Annotated in this window: 11 protein-coding genes and 1 pseudogene; 5 read left to right on the forward strand and 7 right to left on the reverse strand. The window is 63.7% G+C overall.

Features of this window, described 5'->3' with window-relative positions; all coding sequences use genetic code 11:
* The first annotated feature begins 107 nt into the window (after positions 1 to 107).
* The 4 genes from AB7878_RS08645 to AB7878_RS08660 all read left to right on the forward strand — a co-directional run bounded on the left by AB7878_RS08645 (position 108) and on the right by AB7878_RS08660 (position 7,668).
* Positions 108 to 2,114 carry a S1 family peptidase gene (locus AB7878_RS08645; RefSeq protein WP_369493974.1) on the forward strand — a complete coding sequence of 669 codons (2,007 nt, stop codon included), beginning with the start codon at positions 108 to 110 and terminating at the stop codon, positions 2,112 to 2,114.
* A 105-nt stretch (positions 2,115 to 2,219) separates the two neighbouring features.
* Positions 2,220 to 3,080 (forward strand): alpha/beta hydrolase, encoded by an 861-nt coding sequence (locus AB7878_RS08650; protein ID WP_369493975.1) that lies wholly within the window; start codon positions 2,220 to 2,222, stop codon positions 3,078 to 3,080.
* A 344-nt stretch (positions 3,081 to 3,424) separates the two neighbouring features.
* Positions 3,425 to 4,597: an efflux RND transporter periplasmic adaptor subunit gene (locus AB7878_RS08655; protein ID WP_369493976.1), complete on the forward strand. Its 1,173-nt coding sequence runs from the start codon at positions 3,425 to 3,427 to the stop codon at positions 4,595 to 4,597.
* The gene (locus AB7878_RS08660) at positions 4,594 to 7,668 is read left to right on the forward strand and encodes an efflux RND transporter permease subunit (protein ID WP_369493977.1); all 3,075 of its coding nucleotides are present in this window, start codon (positions 4,594 to 4,596) and stop codon (positions 7,666 to 7,668) included. Before AB7878_RS08655 ends, AB7878_RS08660 begins: the two co-directional genes overlap by 4 nt.
* Positions 7,669 to 7,916: 248 nt before the next feature.
* Here AB7878_RS08660 and AB7878_RS08665 read toward each other — a convergent pair whose 3' ends face one another.
* Together AB7878_RS08665 and AB7878_RS08670 are read right to left on the reverse strand one after the other, a co-directional pair.
* Positions 7,917 to 8,168, reverse strand: a complete 252-nt coding sequence (locus AB7878_RS08665; RefSeq protein WP_369493978.1) for a hypothetical protein — start codon at positions 8,166 to 8,168, stop codon at positions 7,917 to 7,919.
* 138 nt (positions 8,169 to 8,306) lie between these two features.
* Positions 8,307 to 11,423 carry a TonB-dependent receptor domain-containing protein gene (locus AB7878_RS08670; protein ID WP_369493979.1) on the reverse strand — a complete coding sequence of 1,039 codons (3,117 nt, stop codon included), beginning with the start codon at positions 11,421 to 11,423 and terminating at the stop codon, positions 8,307 to 8,309.
* A gap of 393 nt (positions 11,424 to 11,816) precedes the next feature.
* On the opposite strand from AB7878_RS08670, the pseudogene AB7878_RS08675 reads away from it, so the two are divergent.
* Positions 11,817 to 11,975: pseudogene (locus AB7878_RS08675) on the forward strand (ATP-binding protein); the annotation flags it as partial.
* Between the two features lie 229 nt (positions 11,976 to 12,204).
* Here the strand turns inward: AB7878_RS08675 and AB7878_RS08680 are convergent.
* From AB7878_RS08680 to AB7878_RS08700, 5 genes are all read right to left on the reverse strand, one after another.
* The gene (locus AB7878_RS08680) at positions 12,205 to 13,818 is read right to left on the reverse strand and encodes a GH39 family glycosyl hydrolase (RefSeq protein WP_439653777.1); all 1,614 of its coding nucleotides are present in this window, start codon (positions 13,816 to 13,818) and stop codon (positions 12,205 to 12,207) included.
* A gap of 533 nt (positions 13,819 to 14,351) precedes the next feature.
* Entirely contained in the window at positions 14,352 to 14,879 is a 528-nt protein-coding gene (locus AB7878_RS08685; protein ID WP_369493980.1) for a PaaI family thioesterase, read from the reverse strand.
* Between the two features lie 100 nt (positions 14,880 to 14,979).
* On the reverse strand, positions 14,980 to 15,786 hold the full coding sequence (locus AB7878_RS08690; RefSeq protein ID WP_369493981.1) for an oxidoreductase: 807 nt from the start codon (positions 15,784 to 15,786) through the stop codon (positions 14,980 to 14,982).
* 42 nt (positions 15,787 to 15,828) lie between these two features.
* Entirely contained in the window at positions 15,829 to 18,891 is a 3,063-nt protein-coding gene (locus AB7878_RS08695) for an efflux RND transporter permease subunit (protein WP_369493982.1), read from the reverse strand.
* Positions 18,888 to 20,018 carry an efflux RND transporter periplasmic adaptor subunit gene (locus AB7878_RS08700; protein WP_369493983.1) on the reverse strand — a complete coding sequence of 377 codons (1,131 nt, stop codon included), beginning with the start codon at positions 20,016 to 20,018 and terminating at the stop codon, positions 18,888 to 18,890. Before AB7878_RS08700 ends, AB7878_RS08695 begins: the two co-directional genes overlap by 4 nt.
* Between the last annotated feature and the right edge of the window lie 43 nt (positions 20,019 to 20,061).

Consider the following 20,061-nt stretch of genomic DNA (forward strand, 5'->3'; position numbering starts at 1 on the left):
CGCCAGCCATGCAAGCGATGCGGCGCCATGCCAAGATGCATGCCGGCCGCCGCCCGCGAGGATGCCGAGGGGAGTCCGCGGGCCGCGCCTCCATGCGAAGGACACGTATGCGTACATGGTGCGATGGGGCGATCCGCCGTCTGGGCCGGATTAGCGTACTGGCGTTGCTGTGGGGCCTTGGCGTCCCGGCGGCGCACGCCGCCACCCTGGATCCGTCGGCGCTGCCGCAGATCGAAGCGGCCACCTTCGAGGTGGTGCAGGCCAAGCCGACCAGCGACACGCTGACTTACGAGAAGCCGCTGCCGCTGGACCTGTTGCCGTACCAGGAACGCACCGACAAGTACCACTCCATCGGCACCGCGTTCGCGATCGGCCACGGCCGCTACGTCACCGCCGGCCACGTGCTGCTCGCCGGCCGGGACAGCCTGTGGGGCGCGCCCGCACTGCGCGACGCCAAGGGCAACGTGTACCCGATCGGCAAGATCGAGAAATTCGACCTGCGCAGGGATTTCGTGGTGTTCACGCTGGCCAGCCCTCCCGCGGGCGACGCGGCGCTGGCGATCGACACCAAGCCGACCTTGAACACGGTCGTCTATGCAGTGGGCAACGCACTCGGCACCGGCGTGGTGATCCGCGACGGCCTGTACACCTCCGACACGCCGGAAGAGCAGGACGGCGCATGGAAGTGGATGCGCTTCTCCGCCGCCGCCTCACCCGGCAACAGCGGTGGCCCGCTGCTGGACAAGGACGGCAAGGTCATCGGCGTGGTGCTGATGAAGTCGGCGAACGAAAACCTCAACTACGCGCTGCCGATCCGCGAGGTGCTGGGCGCGCCGGACGGCAAGGCCGTCATGGATGCGCGCATCGACTACCGGCTCGACCTGTTCGACACGGTGCAGAACGGCGAGCTCAAGAACCAGTTCGCGCTGCCCGCCAGCCTCGCCGACTTCTACCGCGACTACCAGACGCGCTTCGATGCGTACGAGGACGGGCTGCAGAAGGCGCTGCTGGATCGCGAGGCCGCCAACCTGTTCCCGAACGGCGCGGGTTCGGCGCGGCTGTTGCACCAGCAGACGATCATCAACGGCTTCCCGTCGCTGATCGTGCGCGGCAGCGATGGCGAATGGGGCCATAGCAGCACGCAGCCGCGCTATTTCACACTGGACGGCAATGGCTATGTGCGCATCGGTGCGGCCGGGCACAACGGCCTGATCCAGATCCGCCGCCCCGACGGGGCGGATGCGGCGAAGTTCTACGGCGACGCGAAGGCGCGCATGGACCTGCTGGCGCGCACCGGCCTGTTCCAGCGCGAGGTCGCCAGCGAGAAGGTCAAGATCACCTCGCTCGGCAAGCCGATCAGCGAATCGACCTGGCTCGACCGCTGGCAACGCCCGTGGCACGTCGCCATCTGGCCGCTGCCCTACGCGAACGCGCTCGTGGTGACGTATTCGCTGCCGGTGCCCGATGGCAGCATCATGTTGATGCGCTTCGTGCCACCCTCCGGCCTGCACGACTCGCGGCTGGACCTCGACGAGCTGAGCAGCTTCGTTTACGCCAGCTACGAAGGCACCCTGGCGCAGTGGAAGGGGTTCCTCGCCGATCCGAAGCTGCAGCCTGCCGCGTTCCGCAACATCCACATCGACTATGACTACGGCCAGCGCTTCAGCTACGCCTCGCAGCGGGTGGCGTTCGCCTATCCGTCCTCGGTGCAGCCGGTCAAGCCGGACAACCTGTTGCAGCTGGGCTTCCGCTTCTTCCTCGACGGCGGCAAGCCGGTGTGGGACGTGGGCGATGTGGAGATCTGGAAGAACAACACCTCCGACGACCACAACAACGTCAACGTCCAGCGCAACATCGCGCCGCCGTCCGGGTTGGACGACGACATGAGCAGCCGCTGGAAGAAGCTGTCGGAGCGGCAGTATCCCTACAATGCCGTGGCCCGCTACGAGAACGACCTGATGAAGATCGACGCCGTGGTCGCGCCGGTCGCCGCCGGCGCGTCGCCCCGGGTGTTGTACACCGCCTTCTTCGGCACCGCGGGCAACCAGCCGCAGGCCGAGATGAAGGACAAGCTCGACCTGCTGACCAAGGACATGCGGGTGATGGAGCATTGATAGGCGCAGCGGCAAGGGCATGGCGGACCATGCCCCCGTGCGGGCCACGTGCGGCACCGCACCGCAACCGATGACGGAAAGGCAGGCGTGAGACAGCGAGACCCCTTGGCGCACAGGACGAACGACACGGAACGGAAGCGGGACGCGGCATGGCTGGAGATGCCCGACGGCCAGCCCTTGCGCCTGCACGACTGGCCGCTGCCGCAAGCTCGCGGCGGCGTGCTGCTCGTGCACGGGCTGGGCGAGCATGCCGGCCGCTACGGTGACCTCGCCCGCTGGTTCAACGCGCACGGTCATGCCGCGCGCAGCTATGACCAGCGCGGCCACGGCGAAAGCCCCGGTCCCCGTGGCGTGCTCAGTCATCCCGATGACCTGCTGGCGGATCTGGCCGTGGTGTACGCCGACTACACGCGTACGCTGGGCGCCGCACCACTACTGCTGGGCCACAGCATGGGCGGCCTGGTCGCCTTGCGCGCCGTGCTGGACGAGCGCATCACGCCGCAGGCGCTGGTGCTGTCCTCGCCCGCGCTGCGCAGCCACGCTTCGCCGGGCCTGCGGCGGCTGGCCGCGACGCTGGCACGGCTCGCGCCGAATCTGCGCCTGCGCAACGGCCTCGACCTGGAGCGCCTGAGCCACGACCCGCTGGTGGTGGCCGCCTACCGCGACGATGCGCTGTGCCACGACCGCGTCAGCCCGCGCCTCGCCGACTTCATCTTCCGCGCCGGCGCCGCCTGCATCGCCGACGCCGACCGCCTCGAAGTGCCGGCCCTGCTGCTGGTGGCCGGCGAAGACGCCCTGGTCGACGCCGCCGGCAGCCGCGATTTCTCCACCGCCGCCGCGCGCACGAAAAGGCTCACCACGCGCTACTTCGCGGGCCTGTACCACGAGCTGTTCAACGAAGCCGAACCCGGCCGCGGCCAGGTGCTGATGCAGCTGGAGGATTGGCTGGAACGGTTGGCGGCCTGACGCGGCCGGCGCCTCGCCGGGCAGTCCGCCACCGGTGCAGGCCGGTCGCCGAACGGCCCCTGGCGTACCGCCACGAGCATCCGCGCAGAAGGGACGCCATCGGTGCCGGCTTGTCTGCGGTCATGGTGCAGACGAGCGTTTCACTAAGAAAAGGCTAAGGCAGAACGACCAGCATCCACAGGTTTCTCAGGGGACTGGCGAACCCGGCCTTGCCGCTGGCGGCACGCTCGACCTTCGACACTCCCTGCCACCTGTCCTCCATGGCTGCCGTTGCCGCCCTGGCGGCCGCCCGCCATCGGCAAATCGGGAGTGCACGCGACATCACGAGATCCGGGATGGTGGGCATGAGCAAGCGCAGTATCCGCAGCGGACTTCTCGGAACCATGGCGCTGGCGTGTGTTCTGGGAATCTACTGGCATTACGCCGGAACCGGCGCACACACTCGCGTCCCCGCGGACAAAACCGTGCCGATCCGCGTATCGACCGTCGAGCGCCGCCGCATGGCCGTCGTCGAGCACACGGTCGGCACGATCGTCGCGGCGGCTACGGTCCAGGTCACGGCGCGGGTCGAAGGCACGCTGGAGTCCGCCGCTTTCAAGGAAGGAAGTTTCGTCCAGCGGGGGGACCTGCTGTTCCAGATTGATCCGCGCCCGTTCCAGGCCGCGGTCGACCAGGCCAGTGCGACCTTGCAGCGGGATCAGGCGCTGCTGGAAAACGCCCGCCGCGACCTGGGGCGCTACCAGGACCTGTATCGCCGCCACACGATCTCCGCGCAGTTGCACGACACCTCGTCGACGAACGTGGCGGTGCTGGCCGCCACGGTGGCGGCCGACAAGGCCACGCTGGAACTCGCGCGGATCAACCTCGGCTACACCCGGATACGGTCCCCGATCGATGGCAAGACCGGGCCGCTGCTGGTGCAGCCGGGCAACATGGTCGCGGCGACCAGTGGCACGCCGCTGGTCACGATCGCGCAGATCCAGCCGGTGAAGCTCTCCTTCAACCTGCCGCAGTCCGACTTGCCGCGCATCCATGCGCGGCTCGAATCGCACCCCATCCTCGCCGAGATCGACTTGCCCGGCGCCCATGGTGCCGCGCTGTCGGCGCCGGTCGACTTCACCAGCAATGCGGTCAGCAGCCAGAGCGGCACGGTCGAGCTGCGCGCCAATTTCGGCAACGCGGATTTTTCGTTGCTGCCGGGCGAGCTGGTCAACGTCCGCGTCACGCTGGACGACATTCCGGACGCCCTGGTGGTCCCCCACGATGCGATCAACGAGGGGCCCGACGGCCCCTATGTCTACCAGGTGCAGGACGGGCGCGCCGTGCAGCGCGACATCAAGGTTCTTTTCGACGACTCGAGGAACGTAGCCGTCTCCGGCGATCTCAGGCCCGGTGAACAGGTGATCGTCGAGGGGCAGCTGCGTGTCACCCCGGGAGCCAGGGTGCACATCTTCGCCGCGGACGACGGCGCACGGCCGAGTGCGCCGGGCGGCGCCGGGACCGGCCAGCCGCAATGAACATCTCGCGCCGGTTCGTCGAACGTCCCGTCATGACGATCCTGGTCATGGCCGCCCTGGTGATCTTCGGGACGTTCGGCTATTTCATGCTGCCGGTCAGCGAACTGCCGAACATGGACTTTCCGACGATCAACGTGCGCGCCAACCTGCCCGGCGCCGATCCGGAGACCATGGCATCGGCCGTGGCGACTCCGCTGGAAAGCGCCTTGTCCGGCATCCCCGGGGTGGACTCGATGACTTCGTCGAGCAGCCAGGGGTCGACCAGCATCACGATCCAGTTCAACCTCGACCGCAACATCGACGCCGCCGCGCAGGACGTGCAGGCGGCGATCTCGAGCGTCAGTCGCCTGCTGCCGAGCGCGATGCCGAATCCGCCCACGATCCGCAAGAACGATCCCTCGGCGCAACCGGTCTTCTTCATCGTGCTTACGTCGAAGAGCCTTCCGATAGCGACCATCGACCGCTATGCGCGGACCGTGATCGTGAACCAGATCTCGACGGTGGACGGCGTCGCCCAGGCCACGGTCCACGGACCGGCCAAGTACGCCGTGCGGATCCAGGCCGATCCAGCTGCGCTGGCGGCCAGGGACCTGACCCTGGGCGACCTGGCCGCGGCCGTCAGCGCCACCAGCACGGATCAGGCGTCCGGCGTGCTCAACGGCCCGTCGAGGACGGCGGTCGTGCATACCGATGGCCAGCTCAGCAGCGCGGCGCAGTTCCGCCGCCAGATCATCGCCTATCGCGGCGGCGCTCCCGTGACCTTCGGCGACGTGGCCAGGGTCGTGGACAGCGTCGAGGATGTCCGCTCGGCGGACTGGTACAACGACCAGCGCGCCGTGACCATCGAAATCCAGCGCCAGCCGGGATCAAACACCATCGCGGTGGTGGACCACGTCAAGGCCATGCTGCCGCAGTTCTCGGCGCAGCTTCCGGCGTCGATCAGGATGCATATCTTCTACGACCGCAGCCAGTCGATCAGGGCGGCGGTCGACGATGTGCAGCTGACGCTGCTCATTGCCGGCGTGATGGTCGTCGGCGTGATCTTCCTGTTCCTGCGCACGGTCAGGGCGACGCTGATCCCGTCCCTTGCCCTCCCCATCGCCATCGTCGGCACCTTCCTCGGCATGTTCGCCCTGGGCTTCAGCCTCGACAATCTCTCGCTGATGGCATTGACGCTTTCGGTGGGCTTCGTCGTGGACGACGCGATCGTGATGCTCGAGAACATCGTCCGGCACATCGAGGCGGGGGAGAGCCCGCGCACCGCCGCGCTCAGGGGATCCGAGGAGATCGGCTTCACGATCATCTCGATGACGGTGTCGCTGGCGGCGGTGTTCATACCCATCGTCTTCATGGGCGGGATCATCGGCCGCCTGCTGCACGAATTTGCCGTGACGATCATCGTGGCCATCCTGATATCGGGCCTGGTCTCGGTGACGCTGACGCCGATGCTGTGCGCGCGGGTCCTGCGGCGCGAGGACCCGCAAGACCACAACGCGCTCTACCGCTGGAGCGAGCGTGCCTTCGACCGGCTGCGGGACGCGTACGACCGAAGCCTCCGCTGGAGCATGGACCACGGCCGGTTCATCCTGGGCTTGTTCGTGGCGAGCATCCTGGCGAGCGTCGTCCTGTTCGAGGTGATGCCGCAGGACTTCCTGCCCAGCGACGACACCGGCCAGCTCCGCGGCGACGTCCAGGTCGCGGTGGGCACCTCGTTCGACCAGTACATCAAGTACGTCGCCGAGGTGCGGCAGATCATCGAGCGGGACCCCAACGTGGGGGCATTGCAGTCCGACGAGAGCGGCAGCCTGGTCATCGCCCTCAAGCCGCTCGCGCAACGCCGGCTTTCCGCCGACCAGGTGACGAATGAGCTGCGCGCGAAGCTGAGTGACATCCCGGGGACGCGGGTCACGATCGTCAATCCGCCCAGCATCCGCGTCGGCGGTCGCAGCTCGCGCTCCAGCTACCAGTACACGCTCCGGGGGCTCAACCTGGCCGAGCTGCAGGATTATTCCATCCGCCTGGTCGACACCCTGCAGCGCGACCCGACCTTCGTCGGCGTCAACAGCGACTTCGATCGGGCCGCACCCTCCGTGGAGGTCAGCATCGATCGCGCGCGGGCCGGGGCGCTCGGCGTGACGCCCGACCAGATCGAGGCGACGCTGGCCGACGCATTCGGAGGGCAGCAGGTATCGCAGATCTACGCGGCGGCGGACCAGTACAAGGTCATGCTTGAACTGCTGCCGAAATACCAGAAGGACGCATCGGCCTTGTCCAGGCTGTACCTGCGCGGCAATGGCAATGCCATGGTGCCGCTGGCCGCGGTGGCCAGCGTGCGGCCGAGCACCATGCCGCAGGAGATCAATCATTCGGGGCAGATTCCGGCGATCACGGTCTCCTTCGACATGGCCCCCGGCAAAGCCCTGAGCGACGCGGTGGCCGGCGTTCGGCGCGCGACGCTCGCGATCGGCATTCCGGCCGACATACAGGGCAGCTTCGCCGGCACCGCGGCGGCGTTCCAGAGCTCGACCTCCAACATGGGCTGGTTGCTGCTGGTCGCCGTGATCGTCGTCTACATCATCCTTGGCATGCTGTACGAGAGCTTCATCCACCCGATCACGATCCTGTCCGGCCTGCCATCCGCTTCGATGGGCGCGCTGCTGACGCTCTATCTCTTCCGCCTGCCGATGACCCTGTATGCCTTTGTCGGCATGATCATGCTGATCGGCATCGTCAAGAAGAACGCGATCATGATGATCGACTTCGCGCTGGAGCGTCAGCGCGGCAACGACGACGTGCCTGCGCGGCAGGCGATTCACGAAGCGGCGATGATCCGTTTCCGACCCATCATGATGACCACCATGGCCGCCCTGATGGGCACGTTGCCCATTGCGTTCGGTACCGGCATGGGTGCGGATTCGCGCCGGCCGCTCGGGCTCTGCGTCGCTGGCGGCCTGGTGTTCTCCCAGCTGCTCACGCTCTACATCACGCCGGTGATCTACGCGTATCTGGACGCTCTGGGCGCCCGTTCCAGGCGCTGGATTGCGGGCGGCATCGACCGGGCCGCGGTCTAGCCAGCGCCTGCGCCTCTCCGGCGGACCCTCGAAAACTGCGTGCGCTCCAACGCAGACAGCCGATCCAATGACTTCCCCCCGTCGAAGCCAGCGCGCACTTGTCCCGTCCTGGCCAGCGAATGCTTGAGTTCGAGCCGATGGTGGCCAGAGACCAGATCGGGGCATTCGATCCGCGTTGCGCCGGTGGATCAACGTTGGCCACGCGGCCAACTCATGCTTTTCCGCATACAACCTGATCTTACTGCGAGTTAATCACAACCATTACTATCAAGAAGTGTCAGAACCGGGGTCGTTCCGACATATTGTGAATGCGAATTCCATACAAATAGTGTCAGAAGGCCGCCGCGCAGCCATGATTTCGCGAGCAGGCTTACCGGCGTCGAATCAACCGATCCAGGCTCCATGGGCCACCACCAGCGGTCGACAGGTAGAGGAACACACGGGTGTTGCTCGAAACCTTCGCCTTGATCCGCCACCATCCGGAATGTCTGCTGTTTCATCGTGTCGATCCCCTCGATTGTCGGCACGGGACCATGTTGCAGGTGTGTGAGACTTTTCGGCGTTGCCATAAAGCGGCTCTAGTTCGGCTCCGACTGCGTGAGTGGACACGCAGCCGGAACCGGGACATGCGCCTTACTTCATAGCTTGGCCTTGATGCCGACGAAGTACGTGCGTCCCACGACATCGTAAGTCGCCGCATCCGTCAGCAGTGGTGCGCCCGCGATCCGCGGCGGGGCCTTGTCGGTCAGATTTGCAACGCCCGCTGTGAGCATGATGTTGTGGGTCGCCTGCCAATGAGCATCCAAGTCGAAGTAGTTGTAGGCCGGGACACCAGGATCGCCGCTTCCGGCGCCGTCCATCAAGTCAGTCATCGCCGAGATGTAGCGCCAGTGCAGCGCCGCCGACACCGGCCCAACGGAGTAGCCGATCGTCGTGTTGGCCTTCCATCTCGGATGCGACAGGTCAGAGATGCTCGAGCCATCGGCCGCCAACGCCGTACTGGTATCGGCAACCGAGCCCGCGTAGTTACTGGCCGCGATCCCAGGCACGCCGGAAATCGTCAGCGAGTGCACGTACGAGATGAACGTCTGCAGCCTTACCTTGCCATCGAGGGGTAGCCCCAAGTCGCGCAACGGGAAACCCCAGTGCGCTTCGACGTCGACGCCTGTGGTGACATACGAACCGATATTCTCCGAGGATTCCCGGCCCAGCGTGATGGCTCCGGTGGCCGGATCACGCGTGATTCGCTGGCAGAAGGGGTTGCTCTCGGAGTAGCCCGGATTCGAGTTGTTGGCGTTGAAACAGTTCTGCAGGACCGAATCGAGGGTCACGCCTGCGATCGCGCCCTTGATCGCGGTGTGGTAGTAGTCAACGGACATGCCGAGGTCACGCGCCATCGGCGCATTGAAGCGCGGCGTCAGCACCCAGCCCAACGTGTAGGTATCGGATTTCTCCGGCTTCAGATCGGTGTTGCCGGTGATGATGCCGTTCGCCGAATTGAGACCGTAGGTGAACGATGGATACACCGACGCGGGCACACCTTGCGCCTGGCACAACGCCTGCACCTGGGAGGCATTCGAACCGCTGCGTTGCGGACTGCCGACTTCGCACGGATCGCCATTGATGCTGTCTTGCGCCTGCACGACCGGGTTGTACAGCTCCTGCAGGCTCGGCGCGCGAATCGCCCGGTTGAACCCGCCACGGAACATCAACGCGTCGTTGACCTGCCAGCTCAGACCCACCTTCCAGGTGTTTTCGCCGCCGAACAGGTTGTAATGCGAATAACGCTCGCCGAGGTCGAGCGACAGATCCTTTGCAAGCGGCTCGTTGCTCAGCAGCGGCACACGCAGCTCACCGAACGCCTCGCCCACGTTCATCGAGCCGGCCGTCGAACCAATAAGGTCGTACGACGGGGAGATAATGTCCGGCGGGATCGGCGAGGGCATCACGTTGAATGCCGGATTCAGAGACGAATCGGCCCGGTAGTTGAACCTATCCGAGCGGTAGTCGACGCCGAATGCGGCCTCAACAGTCCCTGCCCACAGGTCCACGAGATCCCCGCTGACGGAGGCCTGGAAGTAATCCTGCGTGAGCACCATGTTGTTATGCGCGGTACCCGTGACATACGCCAGACAGCCGGGACTTACCGGGTGGCCACCGAGTGGATTCCAAGCGTAACCGACACAGTTGTTGCCATTGGAACCAACGTAGTTCGCCGTGCCGTACAAGATATTCTCGAGCGCCGGCAGATTGACGTTGTTCTGCTGATCGTTGTTGAAGTTGGTCTGTCCGTACGACGCAAAAGCGTTCCACTTCCAGCTCGACCAGCCGAACCAGCCATTGAGTCCGCCGGTCAGCTGGTAGTTATGGTAACGGAAGCTCTCGATGCGCGGCCCGAGCCCGGTCAACCAGGCTTCCATCTCCAGCGGCCCGGTGCTCGGGGAACCGCCAGCGGTCGTTGCAGTGCGGGCATTGAGCAGGGACATCAACGCGGCATTGCCCGTCACGAATGGATTGTTCTGCGGCACGTAAACGTACTTGCCTGGACCGGCGAACGCGGGGCCGTTGTTGTCCGTGGCGGTCGAGCTCATGAAGTTGATCTGGGCATATGCCTCGAGGAATTCGTCGAATTTGTAGGTGACCTTCGAGAACAGATTGATCCGATGCGACGGAACCTGCACAAAGAAGTATTTCCCCAGATAGTTCTCGATCGTCGAGCAATTCGGTGAAATCTCGAGCCCCGGGATCTTGCCCACCGGCCCTTGGTAGTTCTGCACGCAGTTGCCCGCGGCGCGCGTGGTGAACAGGGTGCCGTTACTGTTCAGACCGATGTAGCCACCGTAGTTGCCGGTGCCCGAGATCGGCGTCGTGCCAGGGTAGCCAGCCAGGATGGAGTTGACCGCGGAAATCGGAATATTCCCACCAAGCTCGCCAGCGCTGAAAATACCTTCCGGCGCGCGCGGCACGGCGCGATTGAAGTTCACGGGGTCGGAAAAGAAGGAGCGATCCGCACCGGTGATCGCGTCGCGCTGGTTGTACTCGAGGTCGAGGACCGCGTTGCCCTTGTTGTCCGCGAAGTTGTTGCCCATAAGGATGCTGGCGCTGTTTTCCTGGCCACCGCCTTGGGTGCTCCCCCCGGTCTGAGCGGAGAGCTGGATGCCCTGGAAGTGCTGACGCAGGCGGAAGTTGACGACACCCGCTACGGCGTCCGAACCGTATGTAGCCGAGGCGCCGCCGGTGATCACGTCGACGTCTTCGAGCAGCGCCATGGGAATCAAGTTCAGGTCGACCGCGCCGTTCGGGTTGGTCGGCACCAGGCGCTGCCCGTCGAGCAGCACCAAGGTGCGCTCGGCGCCGAGGCCACGCAGGTCGGCGTAGGACTGGCCGCCCTGGAAGCCGGTGGCCCCTTGCACGTCGCCGACCTCGCTCTGGCCCTGTGCAGCCGCGAACTGTGGCATCCGGCCGATTGCCGTGTCGAGGGAGATCTGGCCGGCGGCGGCGATCTGGTCGATGCCGATCGTCGCCAGCGGGCTGGAAGAAACTTCGCTGCGGCTGTGCACCTGGATCAGACTGCCGGTGACCGTGACGGCTTCCAGCCGCTTGACTTTCTTCTGCTCGACGGGGGGCGCGACCGAGCCTGCCGCTGCGGTCTGCGGCGCGGAATCGGCAGCCGGAGCGCTCGTCCCGCCCGCGGCCGCGGTGACCGGGGAATCGCCGGTGAGGTCCGCGGCGTGCGCCGCGGCGGTGGTGGCCATGAGCCCCGCCACGATCATGAATATGGCGCGCGCGAGTGGCCGCTGTACGAATGGCTGGGTGCGGGTACCCATACCCGGTGGCACTGGATCATTCACAAGCTTAGGCGCCGGGACAAGCCGTGACGAAAATGCCGTCACAACCGGCTGCATCGCAGATGCGACGGTATGTTTGCTTTTCATGATTTAACCCCTTCCCCGGTATGTCCGAATTGTTTCGAACGGGACACTACGATCAAAGATTCCGGTCGCCCAACAACGACTATTTTCTCCCCGGTAACTTCGATTACACGAAACCTTTCGCCATCTCTAACCGCTCGACCTAAAAGCAACCTGAAACGAAAATAAATGTTTGTTAAGGATTGAACATCCGCTCCTGTGGTTGCAGCAGGGACTACCCGTCTCATCGAGGCCGACCTGGTCATCCTCGACGGACTGGGCTACTTGCCGTTCTCGCAGGTTGGCGGCGCCTTGCTGTTGCACCTCATCGGCAAGCGCTACCAGCACACCAGTCTGGCCATCACCACCAACCTCAGCTTCGCCGAATGGGCGGCGGCCGCATCGACGTTCGAGTGCAGGTACGTGGCGAACGCTGTCGGGTCGGAGTTGCCGATACTGGCGTGGGCCTGATGCAGACAAACGATGGAACCGGTACCGGCCTCGTCAACCTGCGGGAGCGCCTGAGGCTGGCATTTGGTCCCGAAGCGGCACTCCCTCGATCCGTGTGGTTGACCTTCACGCTGCCATCTGCTGAGCCGCATGCGCCCCCCGCCACCTGAGCCAGCTAGAGCACACCGGGAACCTCTGCGCTGCTTCGGGGTTGAAGCGACGGCTTTTTCACGACGACCAGCACGACGTCGTTGGTCCGTATCGGAATGCGCAGGGTGGCGGCACCTGTCGGACCAATGGTCAGCTGACGCTCCTCAGGAATGTCCCGGGTCGCGTCCTGTAGTTTTCGCAGTTGCGCCGGGCTCAGTGAGGCCGGCGAGCCCATCCGCAAGTAAGCCGTATAGGCGTCGTTGGCGTCGAAGCCGGTGCGGTGGATCTCGACGCGGTACGTGCCCGGGCGCAGGTGTTTCAGGTCGAGGCTTACCGACGGAGCAGAACGGGCAGGCAAAATCTTGGTGTAGAAGTCGCGGTCGGTCTTGTCCTGCCGGGGCGTGGCGAAATCCCAGATAAGGGCTTTCAGCACGCCATCGTCCCACGTCACGAGACTCTGCGTGTCCGGGGTTTTCAGTTCGGTCCGGCCCAGCGCGTTGAGGTACTTGTAGGCGAAGTAGGCCGGCTTGCGGATACCCTCGGGCGTCATCAGGCCGAAGCCGCCCTGGAACGGCGCGGTCGGCGGGCCTGGCTCTTCGAACAGGTCGCTGAAGGTCCAGTAGCTCATGCCCTGGGCCAGGCCTTCGCAAGCCTTGAGCTTGGCGAGAATATAGGCGGCGCTCACGTACGAGTCGTGCACGGCGTCGCGCGGGGTGTAGCTGGTGCTCCATTCGGTGATGTAGAGCGGTAGCCCCGGCCGGCGCGACGCCTGGATTTGCGCGCGCACCCTGCGCACGTCGCTGACGATCGCATCGGGCGAAGGCGAAAGTTTGGTATCGGCCTTGCCGTCCTGGTCGAGAAAGCCGCCCTCCACGCCATAGGTATGGGTGGTGATGAAATCCAGTGGTGCGCCCACCTGCACGACATGCGCGATGAATGACGGGATCCACGCGGCGCCTGCGGTGGCCGGACCGCCGACCCGTAGTTTCGGATCGATGCGCTTGATGGTGCGCGCGGTGACATCGTAGAGGTGGAAATAGGCTGCCTGGTCGGCGTTCTGCCAGAAGCTGGCCAGATTCGGCTCGTTCCAGACCTCGAAGTACCACCTGCGGATTTCCCGTCTGCCATAGCGCTGTTCCAGATGGCGCGCGAAGGCGGCGACCAGCCCCGCCCACTGATCCATCTGCGGGTGCGATGTATTGCCCTTCCAGTAGAAGACGTGCTGGTCCGAGGTCTTCATCGCCTCGGGGGTGAACCCCAGCTCGACGAATGGCCGCACTCCCATCGCGAGGAGGTGGTCGTAGAGATAGTCGATCTTGGTCCAGTCGTAGACCGGCTTGCCCTGAACCTCACGATAGGTTCCGAGTACGTCGTGGAAGATGGCGTGGAAGCGGACGTAACGGAAGCCCAGCTCCCGGTGCTGAATGCGCAGCTGCGCGAGGCTGTCGGCACGGATCAACGTACCCGGGTAGTCCGAGCCGACCGACAGATTGAAAAAGCGATCGAGCGGCGCCTTCGGGCCGTCAACAGTGACGTCAATGTGACGGGTGGGCTGCTCGGCACGGGTGGTGGACACAAGGCCGCCCAACGAACAGACGGCTAGCACCAAGGTGAATGGCCATGCGCGCCATGATCTCATGCCTGATGCCCTGCCATTGAACCGTATGGAAACTTACCACCGCGATGTCGTTCTTCCCTTCCGGTCAAGCACAGAAAAGCAAAAATTGTTGAGCCGATACGAATTTTCGCAAAGCAAATCGACAGCCGAGGGTGTGCATAATTTTGTGTAATCTGATGGGTGAGTCGCAGGCCTACTCCAGCAACTGGGCAAGGATCTCTTCACCAGTTGATTTCCGCCGAAGCCCGCTCGTCACGGATAGCAGATATGCGAGATGTGCACTACCCAACTGTTGCGGTAAGCGATACGTGCTCGAACGTCCGCTTTGCCCCACATATTTGCAGCAGTCGACGGACCGTTGTTGACCGCTCTGCGGATGCCGGCTTTCGTTGACCAGTGCTCCGGTAACCAATGACCGGCCTGCTGGCAATCTCTGACCACCTTGCTGGTGCTGACCAGTGCGGACGCCAACGACAGGCGCCTTCCGGCCAACAACGGCCGGTCGCCTTCCGCAAATGCATGCCGCAAAGCGGCCATGCCGTCGGGGATTGCAGTCAGCTAGCGCTACTGGCTGGCACGTCGAAGACAAAACAAGTTGTGGTCGCGTGTGCATACAGCTTGCCTTGTTCGTCCTCCACACGGGCTTCTGTTGTGGCGATCTGTCGGCCAGCGCGGATAACCGTGCCAACTGCACGCAGCGGGCCTGTCTTATGTGACGCTGGCCGCACGATGTTCAAGCTGAGTTCGGCCGTGGTGTGGGAGCGGCCGGCCGGTAGCGTGGTTTGCACGGCGCAGCCCAATGCCGAATCGAGGAGTGTGGCAAACCAGCCGCCGTGCACCGAGCCCAGCGGGTTGTAGTGCTGCTGCAGAGGAATTCCTTGAAACACAGCTCGTCCGTCACCTACTTCCAGCAACGTCATATTCATGGTCTCGTTCATCGGTGGGTATGGCAGGTCGCCGGACATCATGGCTTCAAGGATTTCGCGCCCGGTCTTGCCGGCGAGCCGTTCCGCTTGAACGAGACCAGGCTTTCCGTCGCCGGCAAGGGAGCGTTCCCTTGCGTTTCCTGTTGAGCAGTCCAATCACTATTCGATACGGTGGGCATAAGACGCTCTTAAGACTGAAATTAGCCGTGAAACGTGGCTGGAATATTAAAGTCGCCACGTTCAATCAGGTGCGATGTCAACCCAGGCCAAACGTTTTTCTGAGGCCTTTCTCGACCGGTCCGGCAGGCATGAAGCGGCGCAATTTGGCCAGCAGGGAGGCCTCGCCTTTGGGCGTACGGCGCATCTTCCAGGCTCCCAAAGCAGCATCGACGATGGTGTCGGCTACGCCATCGGGTTCGGGCGCCTTTTGGACATTTCTCTGGATGGCCTGGGAAACGACGCCGAACTCTCTGCTGTAGTCGGATATCTTGGAAGCCGTCTGGGGCGCGTTGAGATCCAGGTTGGTTCTTGTAAAAGACGGTTCGACCAGCGCCACGCGAATTCCGAATTGGCGTACCTCGTGGTCCAGGGTCTCGGACAGTCCCTCAACGGCATGCTTGGATGCCGAATAGAGGCTCATGTACGGAGCAGGAAGAAAGCCAAGCACCGAGCTGATGTTGACTATCCTTCCTGAGCCTTGCTTGCGCATGTGCGGCAGGACCGCCTGGGTTGTGCGCAAGACGCCCAGGACGTTGGTATCTAGCAGTGACTGAGCCTCGTCGATCGACGTTTCCTCTGTTGAGCCGATCAGGGTCATGCCCGCACTATTGACCAGCACGTCGATGCGCGTGGCCTGAGCAATGATGGCCCGGATTCCCTTTTGAACCGACGCTTCGTCACGGATATCCATCTCGATCAGTGCAACACCGGGAATTGGTTTTGCTTTTGCCGTGTTGCGCACAGTGCCGAATACCTGGGAGCCCCGCTTGGAAAACTTCTCCGCGGTGGCGCGTCCGATGCCCGATGACACACCGGTAATAACGACTACTTTGGAATTGGACATGGAAGTTCCTTTCGTCAAGGGTGAATTGGGATGAACAGTGGATCAGCCATGCGATTGCGCAGGCTTGATCTTGAACCAGATGGAATACATGGCCGGCAGGAACACTAGGGTCAAAATGGTTCCTGCAAACGTGCCGCCGATCAGCGTGTACGCGAGAGTTCCCCAGAACACCGAATGGGTCAGCGGGATGAAGGCGAAGATCGCCGCCAATGCGGTCAGAATCACCGGTCGCGCACGCTGCACCGTCGCCTCGATCACGGCATCGAAAGGCGCCAATCCATGTTCTGCGTTGTCCCTTATTTGCCCGACAAGGATCAGGGTGTTGCGCATCACGATCCCTGAGAGCGCTATCAGGCCAACCAGCGCATTGATGCCAAACGGCTGATTGAACAACAACAGTGTGGGAACAACGCCGATCAGGCCGAGCGGACTGGTCGCAAACACCATGATCATGGTCGCGATCGAGCGCACCTGCAGGATGATGATGAGGAGCGTGGCCGCGATCATGATGGGAAGAAGCGGCACGATGGCCCCGTTGGCCTTGCGAGACTGTTCGATGGAGCCTGCTTCTTCGATCGTGTAGCCATCCGGCAGCTTGGCGATGATCGGCTGCAGTTGCTTCAGCATCGCCGTTGATACGTCTGGCGGTTGCAACCCGTTTGCAATGTCGCCGCGTACTGTGATGGTCGGCGTGCGGTCTCTTCGACGAAGAACGGGGTCCTCCATCTGAACATTCACGGTTCCGACTTGTGAGAGCGGAACGCGCTGGCCGGCCGATCCCAACAGCGTGAAGCCGTTGATCTTTGCTGGATCAAGGCGGATGTCACCAGCCGCGCGTGCCACCACTTGCACAGAGCGAATGTCCTCGCGAACCGCAGTGACCGGGACACCGGTCAGCAGGAACTGGAGTTGCTGTGCTACGGCACTCGAACTCAACCCTACGGCCTGCAGCCGATCCTGGTTCAAGGTGATGCGCAAGGTGGGAACGCGCAGTCCCGAGTCGGTATTGACGGTACGCATCATCGGACTGGCGCGCATGACCGCCTTGACCTGCGTGGCGATCGCGCGAAGTTCTTCCTGGTCCGGCCCCATGACGCGGAAGGCCACGGGAAATGGCGAAGGAGGGCCGAACACAATCTGGGTGACGCGCACCCGCGCCTCGGGCGCCAACCCGTCGGCCACCGCCTGGCGCAGTCTGTCCTCGAGGGCATCCCGTTCCTTCTCATCGCCTGTGAGCACCACGATTTTGGCGAACGACGGATCGGGCAATTCAGGCGCCATCGCCAGGAAGAAGCGTGGAGCGCCCTGGCCGATGTAAGACGTGACGACCTTTGCCGCCTTCTGTTTCGCCAGCCAGGCTTCGACCTTGGCCGTTGCCGCGCTGGTCTGCTCAATCGAGGTGCCATACGGCATCTGCACCTCAACAAGCACTTCCGGTCGATCTGACGTCGGGAAAAACTGCTTCTTGACCAGCCCCATGCCGATGATGGCCAGTGCAAACAATCCTACGACCGCTCCAGCCACCAACCATTTGCGGGCGATGACCCGGCCCAGCACGCGGCGGAAGCGGTTGTAGCGCGGCGTGTCGTAGATGCTCTTCTCGCCGCCTTCGATCTTCGGTATTTCCGGCAGCAACTTCACGCCGAGGTACGGTGTGAAGACCACGGCGACAATCCATGAAGTGATCAGCGCAATGCCCACGATCCAGAACATGTTGTGGGTGTATTCGCCGGCGGTGGACCGGGCAAAGCCGTTGGGCAGGAAACCGACGACCGTGACGAGGGTGCCGGCCAGCATGGGCGCGGCCGTATGGCTCCACGCGTAGGCGGATGCCTGGACCCGACTGTAGCCTTCCTCCATTTTCACGACCATCATCTCGATGGCGATGATGGCGTCGTCAACCAGCAGGCCCAAGGCGAGGATCAGTGAACCGAGGGTGATCCGGTCGAAGTTGTCCCCCGCGGCGGCCATGACAACGAACACACCCGCCAGTGTCAGCGGGACGGCCGCCGCGACCACGACGCCGACACGCCACCCCATGCTCACGAAGCACACAACCATCACCACGAGCAGGGCGACAAAGAACTTGACCATGAATTCGTTGGTGGCCGACTTGATGTTGACGGACTGGTCGGTCACTTTCGTCAGGCTCACGCCCAGCGGCAATCCGGCATTGATCTTGGTGACCTCCTGATCCAGCGCCTTGCCCAGATCCAGGCCGTTCCAACCGTCACGCATCACAATGCCCAGCAACAGCGTCGGCTTGCCATCGTTGCGGACCAGGAACGTCGGAGGATCTTCGTAACCCCGCTTCACCTGGGCGACATCCGACAGCTTGAACGTCCGCCCATGGGCAACAATCGGTGTATCGCGAATCTGCTGCAGCTTGTCGAAGGCGCCGTCCAGGCGAATGAAGACCTGTGGCCCTTGAGTGTCGATCGAACCCGCCGGGGTGAGAAGATTCTGGCTGTTGAGTGCCGCGAAGATGTCTTGTGGCGAAACGCCGAGCGTCGCCAGGCGATCGTGGGAAAAGGACACGAAGACACGTTCGGGCCGTTCGCCGACAAGGTTGACCTTCTCTACGCCCGCGACATGCAGCAGCTGCTGGCGCAGTGCCTCCGCTTCGCGCACCAGCAACCGTTGTGGCTCACCCTGGGCTTTCAAGGCGAACAGTGCGAAGGTCACATCCGAATATTCATCGTTCACCATAGGGCCGATGACGCCCGCCGGCAGTTGCGCCGATTCGTCGTGGATCTTCTTGCGTGCCTGGTAAAACTGCTCCTGCACCTGCGACGGTGGTGTATTGTCGCGCAGCTCCATCACGGTGAAGGCCAGGCCGGGACGGGTGAACGTCTCCGTGTGGTCGTACCAGCGCAACTCCTGCATGCGCTTTTCCAGGGGCTCGGCGACCTGATCCTGCATCTCCTGAGCCGTTGCCCCCGGCCACGCGGTGACGATGGTCATCTGCTTGATCGTAAACGGCGGGTCTTCCGCGCGCCCCAGTTTGAGGAAGGCGATGACGCCTGCCACGGAGATCAGGATGATCAGGAACAGCGTGACAGAGCGTTCGCGGACAGCGAGCGCCGAGAGATTGAAACCGCTCATCGCAAGCCTCCACGTTCTACGATCTCGGCCGTCTGTGTGGCGACATTCGAGGGCCGGACCTTTTCGCCGTCATGCAGTAGCGGGGCGCCGAGTGTCACGACCGGGGTACCGACCTCGAGTTTGCCGTCGAGGCCGTCAACGCGTGCGGTGTCGTCGGTCAGGCTGAGCACTTTGACCGGACGCCATGCGACATGAGCCGGATTGCCGGTTACCACCCAGACGCCCGTGCCCTTGCCCGGATCGAAAACGGCACCGATCGGTACCTGCATCCCAGTCTGCGCAGAACTTTCTTTATCCGGTATACGGATGGTGACAGTGGCACCGAGCGGCGCATGGGCAAGTGCGCTCTCGAGTACATATCGCGCCTCATAGGTACGCGTCAGGGGATCTGCTGCGCTCGAGAGCTGTCGCAACTTCGCGGGTACGGCTGTCTGATCCCGGCCGTACAGCGTGGCCTCGCTCCCGGAGCCGATGGCCGGACGCAGCGTTTCAGGCAATTGGACGATGGCTTCGCGAGGGCCTGCGTGTGCAAGACGCACCACGACTTGGCCCGCGCTGACGACCTGGCCGGGCTCGGCCAGCGTGTCCACGACGACGCCGTCGGCGTCGGCCAGCAATACGGCGTAGCTCGATGCATTGTTCGCTACATCGGCCTGCGCCTCGGCCGCCTGTAGGTCGGCGCGGGCGGAATCGGCTGCCGCCTTGATCTGACCATAGGCCGACGCTGATACCGCGCCAGCAGCCACCAGTCCGCGATAGCGAGCTTCATCTTCGGCGGCCTGCTTCGCCCGGGCACGGGCCGCAGCAACCGTCTCCTTCCGTGCGGCCGCATCCAACCGCAGGTCGATCGGATCGATTCGCATGAGCACCTGGCCACGCTTGACCGTCTGTCCCGTATCGACCAGACGTTGCAGCACCTTTCCGGCGACACGAAAACCCAGGTCGCTCTGAACTCGGGCACCTACGACGCCGGTGAATGACAGCGACGCAGAGGGCGCCACCGTGACCGGTGCGATCCCGACTAGGGGAGCTTCGGTGCGCGGATCGGAAGCGTGTTTATTGCCACATGCCGCCAAGGCGAGTGGCAACAGGCATATGACGGATGACGCAATGTGGCGGCGGCGCATGAGGTCCTTCCTCGCAAGACAGGACCTACATTCTCATCTTAGT

The sequence above is a fragment of the Rhodanobacter humi genome, from assembly GCF_041107455.1.
Lineage (GTDB): Bacteria > Pseudomonadota > Gammaproteobacteria > Xanthomonadales > Rhodanobacteraceae > Rhodanobacter_A.